Source organism: Mesorhizobium sp. WSM4837, assembly GCF_055811435.1.
Genome location: NZ_JBVVQE010000070.1, coordinates 1 through 14,302, shown reverse-complemented (window position 1 = coordinate 14,302; position 14,302 = coordinate 1). Strand labels below are relative to the sequence as shown.

Sequence of the window (14,302 nt, the reverse complement as noted above, 5' to 3'; positions counted from 1 at the left end):
AGATACGCTCATGACCTTCATCGATGAAATAGAAGAGCTGCTTGCCGAGCTGCGCGAATGCGTGTTGGAGACTGAAGAGCACAACGCGGTGGAACGCCAACTTGCAGGAATCTCGTCGAAGCGACGGCTAGGGGGCTTGAGCCAGATCGGCCGTCTTTGCCGGATCGGTCGGGCCGCCTGTGCTGTATTCGTCGACTTCCTGACCCATCCTGGACAGACAAAAAGATCAAAGCCAGAACAGCGACGATGGTGGCATAGCGGAACAGGGATCGCGTGGGACGTCCTTGGTCAGCGGACCGCCTACGGCGCGCATGGATAACGGAGAACCACGGCAGTTGTTGGCATGAGGTCGGGGCAGTCCATATGGCGCCCTTCGCCGGGGGCTGTCGGTCCCGCGTCCGCCTGCGGCGGCGCTATGCTGACGCTCCTACTGCCGCCCTGTTAAACCGGGCTCAGGACCACGAACTTTCTCCAGCACCGAACTGACTGTACGCCCTCGTTTGCTTTGGTTGGGAGAGAGGCGCGCGTGAGCAGCCACTCTGCAACCTCACTGTGAGGCTCCACGACCGCGATTTAATTTGGTGATTTCTCAGAGGCAAGGATGCCGAGCGGCCGAGGCTGAAAACCATGCTTAAAAGACTCAGGCCCGGCGACCAGGTGCTAGCCGTTGCCACTGATCGCATCGCCCGCAATCTCCTTGACCTACTCACCATCCTGCGCCATCTAGAGCAGGGCGCTGGCCTGCGGCCTGCTGGACGAGACGTTTATTGACACGACGATCGGAGATGGCTGATCTCATCATGTTCGTCGTCGGCTGGGCCGCGCACTGACAGCGCCGCAACATTCTGCTACGCACGTTTGATGCCCTGATCCTGCCACCGTCCCCCAGGCACCTGCGCCAACGAGAAATCTTCCATCGCGCCCCTTGAACCGTCTCGGTCCGGACAGCACATTTGCGACGCTTGCTGGGCGGAATGCTCGTCTAAAGCGGTGGTTCGTGAACTGGGAGGAGCGCATGGATGCGGAGGAGTTCGGCAGCCCCATTTTCGTGAAGCGTGCGACCTATATCGTGCAAGAGATTGCGAGCCTCGCGGACGCCATCGATTTCCTCAGCGACTGGCCCGAGGATCAAAGAGATCTGATCCACCAGACCGCCCTTCAGGCCTGCTATGACGCAGAGGATGGGCACAAACCCTTAAGCGCCGCACACCATGCTTTTATCGATTTCGCCAGGCAGGTCGCCATCCTAGAAGATCCAATCTCCGCCATGCAGTGGATCGCCGCCTGCAAAAAGCGGCGCGCGTAAGGACTGGTTGGGTTGTAGCTAAGCTTGGGGGCATTCCGTTCAGATTTTCACCGATCGCGGACAAGAGCGGAAGAATCTCCATCATCGCCGGTAATTCCGGAAAACAGCGAGCGGCTGGCAGCCGAGGCATCGAGTTGGCCTTTCGGGCCTGCGATCTTTTGCGCGATGGCGCCAGCCGCTAGTCCGGATCACAGTCGCGATATCCGCGCCGGCGCTTGGCACGCTGAAGCTTCATTGATGCGGGGGCCGCACTGTCTTCGCTATCGAAGGTTTCCATCATCGACTGGCCGCTGGTCCCGATGCGGCCCCAGTTGCGAATGACGGATGCTCCGCCGAACAAGGTCGGTTGGATCGCAACCATATAAAACCGCCGCATGTTCTGCGATGGGTCGATGCGTCGAAGATGAACGGGCCCTGCCTCTTCGTTTTCCATGGCCGCAGTCTCATTTGGCTTGGAAACGGCGTCCAACGAGTTCTTTGAATCCAACCGGCTCGACCGATTCATTGCGGTTATGGGTGCAGGCGCGGTCGCTTCAGGAAGGTCATGATCACCGCGGTGGCCAGCAAGCTCGTCGCCGCACTGTGCATGATCGAAGGCGCACGCGTCGGACCGTCACGACGTAAGCGCGCAGCAATTCGGCCCCCGAGCCTATCAGACCGCCGGAACCACCCCTTTGCGGGGTTAATCGTCGTCATCAAAACTGCTTCATCGCCTGAACCTTTGGCGGCGTGGCGGGATCATGTGCGGCCGTTTGAGCGGCGACCGGACAGGGCCTAGACCTCGTGCCTCTGGTTTCGTGGCGGCATCGATCGTGCCGCTTGTGCCGGATGCATGGCGGACATTCCGATATCTCCACTATCGTCTTCTGGAACGGATGCCCGGACCTTCCCTGAACGGCCGTCTGACGCCGGTCCGGCCTTTTGCCTGCAACGGCTTCGCCGACCTTCTTCCCCTACGGCTTCGCCGCATTCCTCGCGGGACAACAAGCTCGGCTTCCGCCGTCCTCCGCTCCGCTGCGGCCCAGTGGATGCAGTCGGCCGGACCGTCGTCTCACGACCGCTATCGAGGCCGCACAGGGCGGCTTCGGACAAACCAGTCAGGAGCACACGAACATGGCTACTATCGACAACTTCCAGCTGGCCGGCGAAGAATTCAACGGCGAGATCGTCACGCTTTCCCTCCAGGCCAAGAAGGTCCGGATCGCCCCCGATACGCGCGCCAGCGGCGAAAACGCACCCAGCCACCGAGTGCTCGTTGGTCGAGTCGAGTTCGGTGCCGGCTGGTCCAAAAAGTCCAACGAGGGCCGCGCCTATCTGGGCCTCAAGCTCGATGATCCGAGCTTCACCGCCCCAATCTACGCCAACCTCGTCGCCGACGAAGGCGGTCAGAGCTACAGCCTCATCTGGTCTCGGCCGAACCGTCGCAACGGCGACTGACGAACATCGAATGGCGCCCCGCAAACAGCGGGGCGTCATTCAGATTGCCCAGCTACTCAGCGCCTCAGACCGATAGCTGACGCGCCACGGGGCGGCTTCGGGCAAACCGTAAGAAATACGAACGCCAGGCATCCCCGCGCGATTCTTGCCTGTCGGGCGGCCATCTCAACGACCCGCTCGCGGATTTTTTGATACTTTACTTTGTATGCTCCGCCTTGCAATCATGCGAGTGAGTCTGAACGGAGGAAAAATCGAGCACAAAAAAACCGGCGCGGAGGCCGGCTTTTCAGGGAATAGGCTACAGGAGTTGGCGCTCCTGATCTCGCCCGAAGATTTTGCGAGACCGTAGCCCGTCTTTCCCGGCATTGCAAGAAAAAATGCGCTTCCGCGCCACGGCTTTGCACGGCCTGGCGAGAGGAAAGAAATGGATCTCTATTCAACGTTGAGCCTATGGCTCACGAACATTCGGTCATTGGCCGAGCTGGACGATTTTTGCCGGCAGATATGGAAGCTCTACGGCGAGGAGTTGCTGGGCGAGGCCGATGCGGAGCGGCTTTGCGAGAAGGCTGAGCGACAACGCGCCAACCTCAAGAAGGCCCCTGCGGATGGTCGCGCACTACCCCGCTCCTCTTATCCGCAACGCCCTCGCAGTGAGCGAGGCCGGCGCGAAGCTGCCCGCGGCTTGCGAGATCCCGTGCGATGGAGACGCAAGCGGCGTCTCGCTCGCATGCAGGCTATCCGGCCCGAATTCGCCGGTGAGTTCACCGAAGGGGAGAGCGCGGCGCTCTACATCGTCATGTGCGACTGCCGGCAGCACGGCAAATGCGACCGATCCGTAAAAGAAATTGGCGATCGGGCCGGCGTCGGGCCGACCACGGTTCGCAATGCGCTGCGCAAAGCCGGCACGCTCGGCTTGCTGCGCGTCACCGAGCGCAGGCAATGGCGAGCCAGGAATCTCACCAATCACATTGTTGTCGTGCATCGGCGTCAGATCGCCTGGATTGCGAAATTTCGGCCCAATCTCGGCCTTAAATTTTATCCGACTGCCTTCAAAAAAGCGGCGTCCACAGGAAGCTCCCGCAATAAACAGAGCGGAAGACCATTTGGCAGCCGATCCGACTGGCCGCCGGACGGGCCGAAGCCATTCCCCAGTCACGCATCGCCGATCGGCTGACGCGTTAGCCGCCAAAACCACGCTTGCCGCGGAACCCCTAAAGGCTGCACGAGGCTGTTTAAAAAACAGCCTTGCGATCGGCTGCGCAAATCAGGCCGGTTGGTGCTGGCTGTCGGATTCCTGAAACAGGAAGATTGCGGGATCGCGACCCAGCGCCTCGCCGACGGCGGCGATCGTATCGACACTGATATTGCCGCTTGCGCGCTCGAGCTTGGTGAACGTAATCTCCGATACGCCCAGCAGCTCCGCCATTTGATAGCGGAGCAGATTGCGGCGCTTGCGCTCGCTGTCGATGATGGCGGCGAGGCGCTCGCGGATCGATTTTTCGTTGAGCTTGTGCGCCCAGGGTTCCAGCTCGGCGTCGCCGACCAGAAGTGTCGCGATCGACACCTCGAGCGCCTGGGCCATCTGTTCGACCGTGCGCAGCGTCACGTTGTTTCGTTTTCTCATGATACGAATGTAGGTGCGGTATGCCAGTCCTTGACCCGGCGACGTTTTGAACACTTCCGCCATGTGTTGATGGCTAAGCTTTCGCCTGCGGCGCTCGGTTTCGAGGAACCATGCGATATTGTCCCGAAGCGGGTTGTTCACCTCGCCCGCTTCGTTTGGCAGCATGAATCTATGTATGCGCACGAACCCGCCTGTTCGGTCTGCCCTTTTCCCGGGCCAAAAACCATAGTAAAGTGTCAAAAAGCCTCAGAAGAAAAGAGCCATCACCATGCTGAAATATCTCGTTGTGAGCGCTGCCGCGATTGCGGGCGCCGCGTCTGTTCCGTCCCAAACATTCGCATCCGAGTGGGGCTGCCAGGTCCTGCTTTGTCTGTCTGGTGACTGGCAGGGCACGCCCTCTTGTCATCCACCCATTGACCGGCTGATCGACGCCATGGGATTGCGGGGCTTTTCGTGGCCGACTTGTCCGCAGGCCAATTCGTCCGGCGCCGACTACGATCCGTACGAGGCCTGCCCGCAGGGGTGGATGCCTTACGCGCCGGCCAGCGACCGCCCAGGACAAGGCCAGGCCAGCATGTGCCGAATCGCGGCTGGCAATCAGCCTGCCTACTTTGGAGCGCGGCATGGTCAGGCCGACGGAAGTCCGACGGGAACCATCCAGCTCGGCGACCGCGCCGTGCCGGTCCAGCTTACTCATGTTTCCAGCGGAGCACATAACGATCGAACGACCACCTATTACGACATTCAACGCCCGCGCCGCGCGAAGCCTTACTACATCGACTACGACGACGCGAACGGGCTGCGGCAGCGCACCTGGTTCAACCTTAGCAGACCATAATCTTGAGTCACTCCGGCTGGTTGAATTAGTGGTAGGAAATGAGGGAGTTACCCCGATGAAAAGCGTCAACAGGTTCACCATTCATGGCAATGTCGGGTCGGTCGCGCCCTTCGACAAAAGTACGAGGGTCAACATTGCCACCAATCGCAATTGGCGCGACGAACAAGGCCATCCCAAGGAAGCCACTGATTGGGTCCAGGTGACGGTCCTGGAGGAGAAGCAAGCCGCCTGGGTGGCGGAGAACGCCAAGCCCGGCGATGTCGTCTTGGTCGAAGGCCGCATAAGCAACAACTCTTTCAAACGCAACGGCGAGACCGTCTATACGACGGACCTTATCGCGTCGACGTTCAACGTTTTTCCGAAGCCGTAATCATGTTCAATGCGGGGGCCCTTATCATGGCGGCAGCATCCGGAACATTGGTCGGCATAGGCGGCACGCTCGCATTCTATCCGGCTCAAGACCAGCTCTCCGCGGCGATTGCGTCCGAGCCGGCGCTGTGTGCGAAACTGGCCGCGGGCGGCCTTGAGATTCCATCGCCGGCCGAGGCTTTGGACGCTTTCAGGCGAGCAAAGAACACGGATCAAGCGACGTTGCGCATCGGAGAGTGCTCGAAGAACATCATGGGACCCGGCGTGCAATGCGCCGTGAGTACAAGCTTCGCACTTCCTGGAAAGGCGAAGGTGATGGCCTGGTCGCATTCTCCAGGGGACCCGATGGTGGCAGGCGATGCAGCTTCAATGATCGTCTGCATGCCGACGTCTGGTTTCGGCTCAGTTCCGGCGTCGATCAGCAAACCCTCGAAACCCTTCCTGCAGTGATCGCCGCTGGTGGCACCGGACTATTCGACCCGCAATCGGGTCCATCGAAACACCTTCTTTTGTGTCGCGGCAATTCCCATGCCCAAAGAGCCGGAGCCGGAGCGCGCCTCCCACAGCGCCGTAGGGACGGCGGAGGCCGGAGATAACGGGCCGCCGGCAGTTCCGGCTCTACAGAAGCCGTCCGCCTGGCGCGGGTTCGGCTCGCGGCGCTCACTTGTGTGGGGTGCAATAGACGCCTTGGGACTCCAAAAGGACGGCGCCGCCCTTCAATTCAGTGAGGGCACCCACCCAGGCGTTGGAATAGGTGCGACTGGCGTCCACCGCCGTCAGCCAGATGACGCGGTTGTCGGCAAGCTCCACCTTGACCTCGCTTTGCAGAGGGCTTGCCTGCACCGTTTGCTGATAATGCCGCTTGATGCGCACATCGCCGCTCGCAAACTCGATGTTGTTGTTGTCGTAGTTGAGCAGGAATGAAGCATCCCCTTTTGCGACCTTGCAGGAGCCGTCGCGTTCACACACGATTTTTGCTGCCGTGGCGCAATCCCATCGCAGTCCCGCGGGCCACATCGGATTGCTGCGGGCCTCCTTGGACTGATCACCTGGAGCGGCGGCGCCGAGGCTCGCCGCCGCCGCTACGGCCACCAATACTGCCCTAATCATCCGTTCCGCACACCTTACTGTTCGGCACCATCAAGATCAGCTCGCGCTGGCGCATCATGCCGACGGAGGCAAGCGCGCTGTAATGCGCCAGCGTGGCGGCTGCCGCATCAAGCGCGGCCTCGCAGCCGTCGCGCGTCGAGATCTCGGCCAAAGCTGCCCTGAACATCACTGTCCTGTCCGGTTGATCGCTCATAAATTGACACTACACTTTGGGTTCGGGTATGACAATTGCCGGGCAGGCGGTTGGCATAAAAGCGGTTCATCGAAGGTCCCCCGAGCTATGATCATATCTGCCGCTATCGCCAAAGGTGGCACTGGCAAATCGACCCTGCTGCGCGCGCTGGCATCCGTCGCCCTTAAGCGCGGCTACGCGGTGACACTCATCGACGGCGACGTTCGCCAGAACATGAGCCGGTGGGCTCAGATGCTCAAGGAGGCCGGCAATCGTCCCGAGACACTCCAGCTGGTCAGCGCCACGACGCCGCGCGAGATCCTGAAGGCGGCAGAACTGCACAATGGCGAGCGCAGCGTGGTGCTGATCGACACCGAAGGCACCACGAACGACAATCTCATGGCCGGGCTATTTGCTTCCGATATCGTCGTGGTGCCGATCTTCTTCGCGCTCGATGACGTGACCGCCGCAATCCAGATCACCGACCACTACATCCCTCTCGCGGTCGAAACACGCGGCCGGCCGCTGCCAGCCGTGTTTGTCCTGACAAAACAGACCATCATCGATGCGAAGGCGAGAGCCTTGAGCGAACTGCGCGCAATCATTCAGGCGAACGGCACGCCGATCGCCGACCATGCGCTGCAAAACCGTGTCGCCTATCGGGACCTGCAAAGCGGCCAGACACTCTACAGCCCCGGTCAGCCCGACGCGAAGGCGATTGCCGAAAGTGAAGGGCTCTTCGACGATGTCCTGAAGACCTTCACCGAAGCAATGAGGCAGGCCGGATGACCGACAAGAGCCTCCCGGGGTCACAGGACGACAAGAAGGCTCGCATGATGAGAGCGATCTCCACTGAGCCGCCGGCGCTTCCGAGCATGTTCATCGCTCCCAAGTCCGATCCCGCCCCTCAGCCGCTTGCCACCGCATCCGCGGCGGCATCGCAGGCCGAGGCTGCGCCAGCGTCACCGCGGCCGGACTTCCGCAAAATGCTGCGACAGGGCCAGAAGAAGGATCCGGTTGCCGGCAAGAAGATTCGCGACGAGGAAATGGTGCGCTGCGGCTATTACCTTACGGCCGGCGAACAGCGGCAATTCAAGCTGCTCGCGATCAGCAACGGCCACAGCATGACCGAGTTGCTGCGCCAGGCGGTGCAGGACTACATCAGGATCCATAAGCACAAGCTGCCGAACGATTAGGTCAGCCCGCTCCGCGCATCCGCCGCGGTGAGGGTTGCAGAGAACGCTCGAGGCCACGCGACAGGGGCCGGCCATCGATGCTCGGCCCGGCGCAAATCGGCCGTGCCCGTCGGCCTCGGTCGCATGCCTCGGTTTATCCGCCTTACCTAACCCACGGGGGTCGCGGCGATCCCGATCGCGCCAGCTCACGTTCCCTGCTCCTGCGATCTGTCTCCATGTTAGCATGATGATTCCGCAGCAAGGTAACATCCTGAAAAAGAAACATGTCGCGAAAGTGGCTTGTCGATAAGTTGACGATGCAATATGTTTCCGGTGAGCATGTTTCCTTGCTAACATGTGCAGATGATTTGGGAATGAAAGCTGGGGTTATTTAGCGTACCACCGCAAAGATATTTTGGTGATGTTGTTTTTTGTCTTTGGCAGGATAGCCTTTGTTGTGTTACACACGAAAAGAGGCGGCGCGGCCCAAGGGCCTTTAGCGCCCGCAAGCGGGCTTGAAGATGAGACCCCACAGTGGCCAAACAGAAAGTCAGAACGCATCCCGGCGCTATGGCGAAGTCCTGCATGTGCGCTTCTCAAGCATCGAACTGGAGCGGCTGCGCGCCATGGCTGACGGGGAGTCGGTGACGGTCAGCGAAGTCGTTCGCCGCCTTGTTCGGACCGAGGCGGGGTTTCTGCCGGCGGCGACGGGGGAGCTGCGACCTTCCATTGAGGAGGCCACCGACCAGCTTCGCCGCGTCGGCGTAAATTTCAACCAGGCGGTCCGCGCGATGAACGAGGGCCGGGTGCCGTATGACGAAGACCTCGAGCGCGCCTTGATCGCCGTTGGCGAGCTCGTGCGCCGGTTCCGCGAAGAATTGAAGGCGATGATTGCGAGGCCGCGCAAGCGGCGCGAGGTCAAGGCATGAGCGGTCGTCTCGCCGGATATGCTGCCGAGATCGAACGCTATCTGCGGATGCCGGGCGCTGGCGATCTCGAGGAGCTTGAGGAGGGTAAGCCTTTGCAAGCGGCTGGCCGGGAGACGGCCGATCGTCAAGCGATGAACATCCGTACGAGTGGCGTGACCCAGGCCCGCGTGGCTTCGCCTATGGCTGGCGTGCAATCGTCGATGGGGAGTGTGAAGCACCCGGGAGCGAGCTCCCGCGTCGCAAAGGCACCTGTTTCGTCCGCTGGCCGAGCAGGACCGCTCAGCGCGATACCGCTGGCTGTGGGCACCAGTGGGAGCTTGCGTTCATCCAGCGACGCAAAAGGGGCGATAGCGATTTTCGATCTCGCATTGGGCGCCTTCGTCAAGGAAGAGGAAGAAGAATGGCGGCGCCGTGGCGGGGGTGGCGGAAGGTCGGGCGCGCTCCCGTCCACTCGACACTTCGCGCGGGCGACGCGAGAGGCGAGGGCGGTTGCGGCGCGAGCGGCCTATGCCGCCGGCGCGCAGCCGGCGGTGTTCAAGGTCTTGTCCAGCGCGGCCAATGGCAAGCAGGCCGGCGCCCTGCTCGCCTATATCGGCACACGCGTCAATGAACAGGGCGAGAAGCGCGACATCGAGATATTCACCGATAGCGGACAGGGGCTTGCCAATGCCCAGGACCGTCGCGGCTTCCTGCACCAATTCACCCAGGCATTCGAGCCGCAGCTCGAGAATACGAATTTCATCGAGGTGCGGTTCGAGCTCGCCGGCGACGTCACGGACGAAGCGCTTGGCGAGGCTTTGAACGCGGCCTTCGGATCAAAGCCGTTCGTCTATGCTCGTACGGGCGACAGCGTCGCCGTTTATGGCCACACGGGAGAACGCGCCGGACCACTTGCCAAGATCCTAGCGGCCGGGCGGGCAAATTCGCGCGGCAAAGCGCTCGACAGGATCGAAGCCGGCTTGGACGAGGCCATGGGGAAGGCCGGTATTCGCGCGGCAGCGGAGGTGACCGCGGCCGTCGGTAATGAGCGCAAGGCGCAATATTTTCTGCAAAAGTTTATTCGGGGGCACAAGCAGGTTCGCCAGGCGAATGGACAGGCGGTTTCCAGCAAACAGCCGACGAAGGCGGCCGCGGCGATTTTTGAGGAATGGCGGCCACAACTTTCCGGCCGGGAGCGGCGCAATGCCTATCACCTGCTTTTCTCGGCCCGGGCTGGTACGGACGCGCAAGCCATCATGGCGGCCGCCCGTGCGGTGCTCGAAGAACGCGCTCAGGGGCACAAATTCGTGCTTGCACACCATGCCGAGACCAAGCACGTCCATATCCACGCCATGGTGCAGGCGCGCTCGGCCGACGGCGAGCGACTGACATTCTACAAGGCGGATCTCCATGCCTGGCGGGAAGCGTACGCTGAGAAGGCGCGCGAACACGGCATAGCCATGGTCGCAACCCGCCGGTACGATCACGCAATGAGCCGACCGTATGCGAAGGAACATGCGGGCGCTTACAAGCGCGCGCAGAACGATGCGCGCTATCAGGTCAGTGACAAGACCCTCGCGCGTGTGGAGGACAAACGGCAGCGTCGAATGGATAGCGGATTGCTCGTCGCCAATGGCGGAGCGATCGCCGGCGTGTGGCAGCAGACGGCCGCCGTGATGCGGGCGGCTGGCGTCACCGGCCAGGCGCTGACTGCAGCCGAGGCGATCGGCAAGAATGTCCTCCAGATTCATACGCGCAGGGGAGGCGAGAAGCCTGCCGCTGGCGTCTCCAAAGATGGCGGAGGACCGGGGCGGACCCCGTCGTTCTTGTCCCATCCCGGCATGAAAGAATTGACCAGGCTGATAGGAGCTACCGAAATGGCGCAGACACCTTTGGAAATGCGGCAGAAGATGGCGCGTGTGAACCAGGCATTGGATCAGATGCGAAACACGCTCCCCAACGCTGAGCAACCCCGTTTCGAGCAATACCGCGAAGGCGTGAACGACAAGATGCACGATCGATTGGCCCGGCTCCAGTTCGAGCAGCAAAAGGGTGAAGGCGGAGGCGGCGAGGCCGCGCCCGAAAGAGAGGCGCGCGGCCGCGATTTGCCGGCCCGAGACGACACTCGTCAACCCGAGGCTTCGGCGCAACATGCCGAGAAGGCACGGCAACGCGTTCAGCAGCAAAAAGAGTCAGCCAAGCAAAAGGGCCGGCAGGCCGAGGAACAGGACCGCAAGACACAGCGCAGCCAGGACGACGAATACGAGCGCTGAAGCACATGCATTCCAAAGTGGGTTTGATGAGAATCCATGTGACTGCTTGTAGCGCCCTCACCTTTCGCGTCCTGCCGACAAGGGAGAGCGGCCGAAGCAGCGTTATTGGCACCAAGGATCAATGAACGTCGCTACCGCCCGCTCTGCCGCGGCGACCAGTTCGAGCTCCTTCGTGCTGAAGGTCATCGGAACAGGTTTCGTTTTCGCTTGGCCCTTCTGTTTTTCCCGAACGGCAAGATCATGAGTTTGAGTGCCCCTGACGCGGCAGCACCTGCCCCTCTATTTCAACGCCGCATTGATGGCGCCGATAAGCTTCGCCCACGCGTCGCGCTCGGTTTGGCTAAGATCTTGGGCAGTATGGTCCCGGGTCCAGCGCACGTAAGCCTTTGCGAGCTTGTATTTGGAGAAATTGGCCCCGCCCTTTGCTGACAGAAGGTCGACCAAGGGCTTTTCCGGCGTGGCTGTTGCTTGGGCGGTAACGTCGATGCCAAGTTCTTTTGCCGCAAGGGGTATAAGCACGTCGCGCAGCAAATCTTCAATCTCGGCCTTCGGTCTGGGGGGAACGGTGAAGTCCATCGTCCGGAGAATGCGCTTGGCGCCAAGGCGATGCACCAGCACCTCCTGCTTCGCGGCCTGTTCGCCGGCGTTGTCGCTGTCAAGCAATGCCGCGACCTTCAAATTGTGGGCGATTAGAATCGTCGCGAAATAGACCACTTTGCTCGCGGTATTGGCCGAGATCAGGGCGATCTTGTCGTTAAGATCTGCGACGCCGCCGAGCCGCAGCATTTCCGACGTGGCCTCAAGGTACCAGAAGTCGGTCAGGCCTTCGAGGATCAGGTTACGCTGTTGCGCAAACAGGCTCTGCGCGAGGTCGTAGCCCAATGCCTCCTGCAGTGGCAACAGAGCGGCGGGATCGGCAGCGGTGATGGTTGTATGCACCTTGGTGCCGACCTGGCGGTCAGCCATCTCGACGACCCGGACGAGGTCGAGTTCATTTGGACCGACCAGAAAAGGCGAGTGCGTCGTGTAGACCGTCTGGTTGGACTCCGAGAGCATGGAGATCGTGTTCCAAATCACGCTGCTTCAGCGCGTGCAGGCTCATTCCCGGCTCATCAAGCAGCAGGATTGCGTTTGCATGTTTGTCCTCCGTCTCGGAGAAGAACACCACGAAAAACGAGACCAGCCACTGGAAACCCTCTGATCGCTGATCCAGTTCGATCTCTACGCCCAGGCCATCCTCGACCACGACCTTGAGATATTGGCCGTCAGCGGTGATCCTGAGCCGACTGGCTTCGGCGCGTTCTGGGTTCGGGTTCCAGACTTTTACGATCTGGTCCGTGAGCCGAACACTCGCGGCGTTCAGCTGGTAAGAGCGGTTGTCGAGCTGATCTCTGTATTTCTTTTGGGCGTCCGCGTCCTTGGCACTGGGCTCGGCCGCCTTACCGAGGTCCGACAGCTCTCGCGCCGTGAAGCCGAGGAGCTTAAGGAGGCACTGATTTCCGTAGTCATACTGGGCATCGTCGAGCAGGTTTTGTTCGATGCGGGTCGCGAGGTGATCAAGATGAATGAGCGGCCGGACGCGGAAATAGTTGCTGAACAGGACGAATACCGGCAGGGCCTTTCGTAGCACGCCCAGCGCAGCACTCCATCGGAGCGAGTATCTGCAGCGAGCAAGGAGCCTGTCGTATCGCTCCTCTTCCTTGGTATCCGCTTCATCGACAAGCGGGTAGAATTTTTCTAGCCAAGCAATCAAGCTCGTCGCGAGATCGTCGAAAATCCAGAAATTCCCGCTCTTATAGTTCGCTAGGACAACCTCAAGCTCTTTACTAGGCAGTGGTTCCCCTTCTTTTTGTCGACCATCAACGTGGGCGGCAAGACGGGCGAGATCCTTTTTCAATTCGTCGGTAGTGGCTCTGGCCTGGATGCCTTCAAGGTCATGCCACCACGAGTTGTCGAGGCGGCGTGTGAACACGTAGGTGGCGGGCTGAAACTCCGGTTCGAGCGCTTGCTTGTCTGCAGCCTCTAGTTCGAAATGAGCTACCGCAACGTTGATTTCTGAAGGCTTCGCGCGCTTGGCCGTGATGTCATTGTAATCGCCACGAGGATAGTCGCGAAGAGCATCGAAACCACCAATCCCCGACGGTGCGTTTATCTGTTGGAGGGCCTTAAGTAGCGCCGACTTGCCGGCTTCATTGGGGCCGACGAGAATGGTTTTATTCGGCTCAAAATCAATCCACCCGGAATCCTTGACGCTCCGATAGTTAGTAACCCTCGCTTTTTTTAGTCTCATCTGCATCTTCCCCCACGCATCGACAAGCCTACTATATACGATGCTCTTTTTTCAAAGAGAATGGCTGCAGACTCGACGCCGGTGAATAACAATTTTGAGGGCCGGGCCCTCCGCCGTAGAGCCATTCTCCAAACTGCCCCTTTGGCAATTGAAGACGATCGGTGCCGGTTACGCTGGGGTCACAAAACGCAACACGAACGCGAGCGGACTACGCTGTCGCCCCGTTTGAACAACCGAGATCACCAACGCATGGAATCAGCTTCTGGGGTTTCGCCATCACTGCCGAGGGGCTTCTACGGGATGATGTCTGGATAACGAAATCGATCAGTCGAGCATGACTTCTTCCTGGGCCGCAGCGTCGAAAGCGACCGGCGCCGTTGCGCCCAGGGATCGACAACGCCTATTACTCGTCCACAATGTCCGGCAATGCTTCTGCGACGACGCTTAAATTGCGGTCGAATGTCTCGGCGTCGGCCGACTGCGGACGGAAAGATTTAGCCTCGGCGAGAATGGCCGCAATCACAGCCTCTTTTTGCGGCGAGATCCTGGTCGACGCCGCCCGGGCGGCCAAAGCCGAAAAGTCGACAGCCTGTGGCGAAACGGGCGCCGCCGTTGCCGACGGGATATGGGTCGCCTCAAGCTCATTCTTTTGCGCGGCGGGCAAGCGACGGCGAGCGACTGGCCGCTCGACACGTCCGATTTTTGCAGCGAAGGTTGCACCGCGCTGCAGTCGCGAGTGGATGATGCCGGAGCGGTAGCGTGGTCCAGCCGGGACGATCGACTGGATGGGCGGGGAGGGG

The 14,302-nt window shown here is 60.6% G+C and carries 20 protein-coding genes; 11 read left to right on the top strand and 9 right to left on the bottom strand.

The window, feature by feature from the left end; all coding sequences use genetic code 11:
- Nucleotides 1-10: 10 nt before the first annotated feature.
- The 3 genes from AC0L3D_RS29475 (at nucleotide 11) to AC0L3D_RS29465 (ending at nucleotide 1,306) form a co-directional block, all read left to right on the top strand.
- Nucleotides 11-319 (top strand): hypothetical protein, encoded by a 309-nt coding sequence (locus AC0L3D_RS29475; RefSeq protein ID WP_473646678.1) that lies wholly within the window; start codon nucleotides 11-13, stop codon nucleotides 317-319.
- Nucleotides 320-627: 308 nt separating this feature from the next.
- Nucleotides 628-771: a recombinase family protein gene (locus AC0L3D_RS29470; RefSeq protein ID WP_473646676.1), complete on the top strand. Its 144-nt coding sequence runs from the start codon at nucleotides 628-630 to the stop codon at nucleotides 769-771.
- A 244-nt stretch (nucleotides 772-1,015) separates the two neighbouring features.
- A complete protein-coding gene (locus AC0L3D_RS29465) occupies nucleotides 1,016-1,306 on the top strand; it encodes a DUF982 domain-containing protein (protein WP_292427736.1) in 291 nt (96 codons plus the stop codon).
- Between the two features lie 178 nt (nucleotides 1,307-1,484).
- On the opposite strand, the gene AC0L3D_RS29460 is transcribed toward AC0L3D_RS29465, so the two are convergent.
- Entirely contained in the window at nucleotides 1,485-1,739 is a 255-nt protein-coding gene (locus AC0L3D_RS29460; protein ID WP_473646675.1) for a WGR domain-containing protein, read from the bottom strand.
- Nucleotides 1,740-2,419: 680 nt separating this feature from the next.
- Between AC0L3D_RS29460 and AC0L3D_RS29455 the strand changes: the two genes are divergently transcribed.
- Entirely contained in the window at nucleotides 2,420-2,743 is a 324-nt protein-coding gene (locus tag AC0L3D_RS29455) for a DUF736 domain-containing protein (RefSeq protein ID WP_473646673.1), read from the top strand.
- Nucleotides 2,744-3,470: 727 nt separating this feature from the next.
- Nucleotides 3,471-3,917 carry a hypothetical protein gene (locus tag AC0L3D_RS29450; RefSeq protein WP_473646671.1) on the top strand — a complete coding sequence of 149 codons (447 nt, stop codon included), beginning with the start codon at nucleotides 3,471-3,473 and terminating at the stop codon, nucleotides 3,915-3,917.
- 90 nt (nucleotides 3,918-4,007) lie between these two features.
- Here the strand turns inward: AC0L3D_RS29450 and AC0L3D_RS29445 are convergent, their stop codons facing one another.
- Nucleotides 4,008-4,430 carry a helix-turn-helix domain-containing protein gene (locus AC0L3D_RS29445; RefSeq protein ID WP_473646670.1) on the bottom strand — a complete coding sequence of 141 codons (423 nt, stop codon included), beginning with the start codon at nucleotides 4,428-4,430 and terminating at the stop codon, nucleotides 4,008-4,010.
- Nucleotides 4,431-4,635: 205 nt separating this feature from the next.
- Here AC0L3D_RS29445 and AC0L3D_RS29440 point away from each other — a divergent pair, with 205 nt between their 5' ends.
- Complete coding sequence (locus AC0L3D_RS29440; RefSeq protein WP_473646668.1) at nucleotides 4,636-5,205, top strand: hypothetical protein; 570 nt, start codon at nucleotides 4,636-4,638, stop codon at nucleotides 5,203-5,205.
- A 55-nt stretch (nucleotides 5,206-5,260) separates the two neighbouring features.
- A complete protein-coding gene (locus tag AC0L3D_RS29435) occupies nucleotides 5,261-5,575 on the top strand; it encodes a single-stranded DNA-binding protein (protein ID WP_127420491.1) in 315 nt (104 codons plus the stop codon).
- Between the two features lie 211 nt (nucleotides 5,576-5,786).
- Here the strand turns inward: AC0L3D_RS29435 and AC0L3D_RS29430 are convergent, their stop codons facing one another.
- From AC0L3D_RS29430 to AC0L3D_RS29420, 3 genes are all read right to left on the bottom strand, one after another.
- Entirely contained in the window at nucleotides 5,787-5,999 is a 213-nt protein-coding gene (locus tag AC0L3D_RS29430) for a hypothetical protein (protein WP_473646666.1), read from the bottom strand.
- Nucleotides 6,000-6,234: 235 nt separating this feature from the next.
- Entirely contained in the window at nucleotides 6,235-6,666 is a 432-nt protein-coding gene (locus tag AC0L3D_RS29425; protein WP_473646664.1) for a hypothetical protein, read from the bottom strand.
- Between the two features lie 10 nt (nucleotides 6,667-6,676).
- A complete protein-coding gene (locus AC0L3D_RS29420) occupies nucleotides 6,677-6,853 on the bottom strand; it encodes a hypothetical protein (RefSeq protein WP_189434944.1) in 177 nt (58 codons plus the stop codon).
- 111 nt (nucleotides 6,854-6,964) lie between these two features.
- Here AC0L3D_RS29420 and AC0L3D_RS29415 point away from each other — a divergent pair, with 111 nt between their 5' ends.
- From AC0L3D_RS29415 to AC0L3D_RS29405, 3 genes are all read left to right on the top strand, one after another.
- Nucleotides 6,965-7,645, top strand: coding sequence for a nucleotide-binding protein (locus AC0L3D_RS29415; RefSeq protein ID WP_473646662.1), 681 nt, complete (start codon nucleotides 6,965-6,967; stop codon nucleotides 7,643-7,645).
- Nucleotides 7,642-8,052 carry a hypothetical protein gene (locus AC0L3D_RS29410; protein WP_473646661.1) on the top strand — a complete coding sequence of 137 codons (411 nt, stop codon included), beginning with the start codon at nucleotides 7,642-7,644 and terminating at the stop codon, nucleotides 8,050-8,052. Before AC0L3D_RS29415 ends, AC0L3D_RS29410 begins: the two co-directional genes overlap by 4 nt.
- Nucleotides 8,053-8,552: 500 nt before the next feature.
- Nucleotides 8,553-8,960: a MobC domain-containing protein gene (locus tag AC0L3D_RS29405; RefSeq protein WP_473646659.1), complete on the top strand. Its 408-nt coding sequence runs from the start codon at nucleotides 8,553-8,555 to the stop codon at nucleotides 8,958-8,960.
- A gap of 323 nt (nucleotides 8,961-9,283) precedes the next feature.
- Here AC0L3D_RS29405 and AC0L3D_RS29400 read toward each other — a convergent pair whose 3' ends face one another.
- Nucleotides 9,284-9,655 (bottom strand): hypothetical protein, encoded by a 372-nt coding sequence (locus tag AC0L3D_RS29400; protein ID WP_473646658.1) that lies wholly within the window; start codon nucleotides 9,653-9,655, stop codon nucleotides 9,284-9,286.
- 51 nt (nucleotides 9,656-9,706) lie between these two features.
- Between AC0L3D_RS29400 and AC0L3D_RS29395 the strand changes: the two genes are divergently transcribed.
- Nucleotides 9,707-11,212, top strand: a complete 1,506-nt coding sequence (locus tag AC0L3D_RS29395; protein WP_473646656.1) for a relaxase/mobilization nuclease domain-containing protein — start codon at nucleotides 9,707-9,709, stop codon at nucleotides 11,210-11,212.
- 279 nt (nucleotides 11,213-11,491) lie between these two features.
- On the opposite strand, the gene AC0L3D_RS29390 is transcribed toward AC0L3D_RS29395, so the two are convergent.
- From AC0L3D_RS29390 to AC0L3D_RS29380, 3 genes are all read right to left on the bottom strand, one after another.
- Nucleotides 11,492-12,268: an ATP-dependent nuclease gene (locus AC0L3D_RS29390; protein WP_473646654.1), complete on the bottom strand. Its 777-nt coding sequence runs from the start codon at nucleotides 12,266-12,268 to the stop codon at nucleotides 11,492-11,494.
- Nucleotides 12,204-13,502, bottom strand: coding sequence for an AAA family ATPase (locus tag AC0L3D_RS29385; RefSeq protein WP_473646653.1), 1,299 nt, complete (start codon nucleotides 13,500-13,502; stop codon nucleotides 12,204-12,206). The genes AC0L3D_RS29390 and AC0L3D_RS29385 overlap by 65 nt, the downstream gene beginning before the upstream one ends.
- Before the next feature lie 403 nt (nucleotides 13,503-13,905).
- The coding region (locus tag AC0L3D_RS29380; protein ID WP_473646651.1) for a hypothetical protein at nucleotides 13,906-14,302 on the bottom strand (397 nt) is incomplete at its 5' end.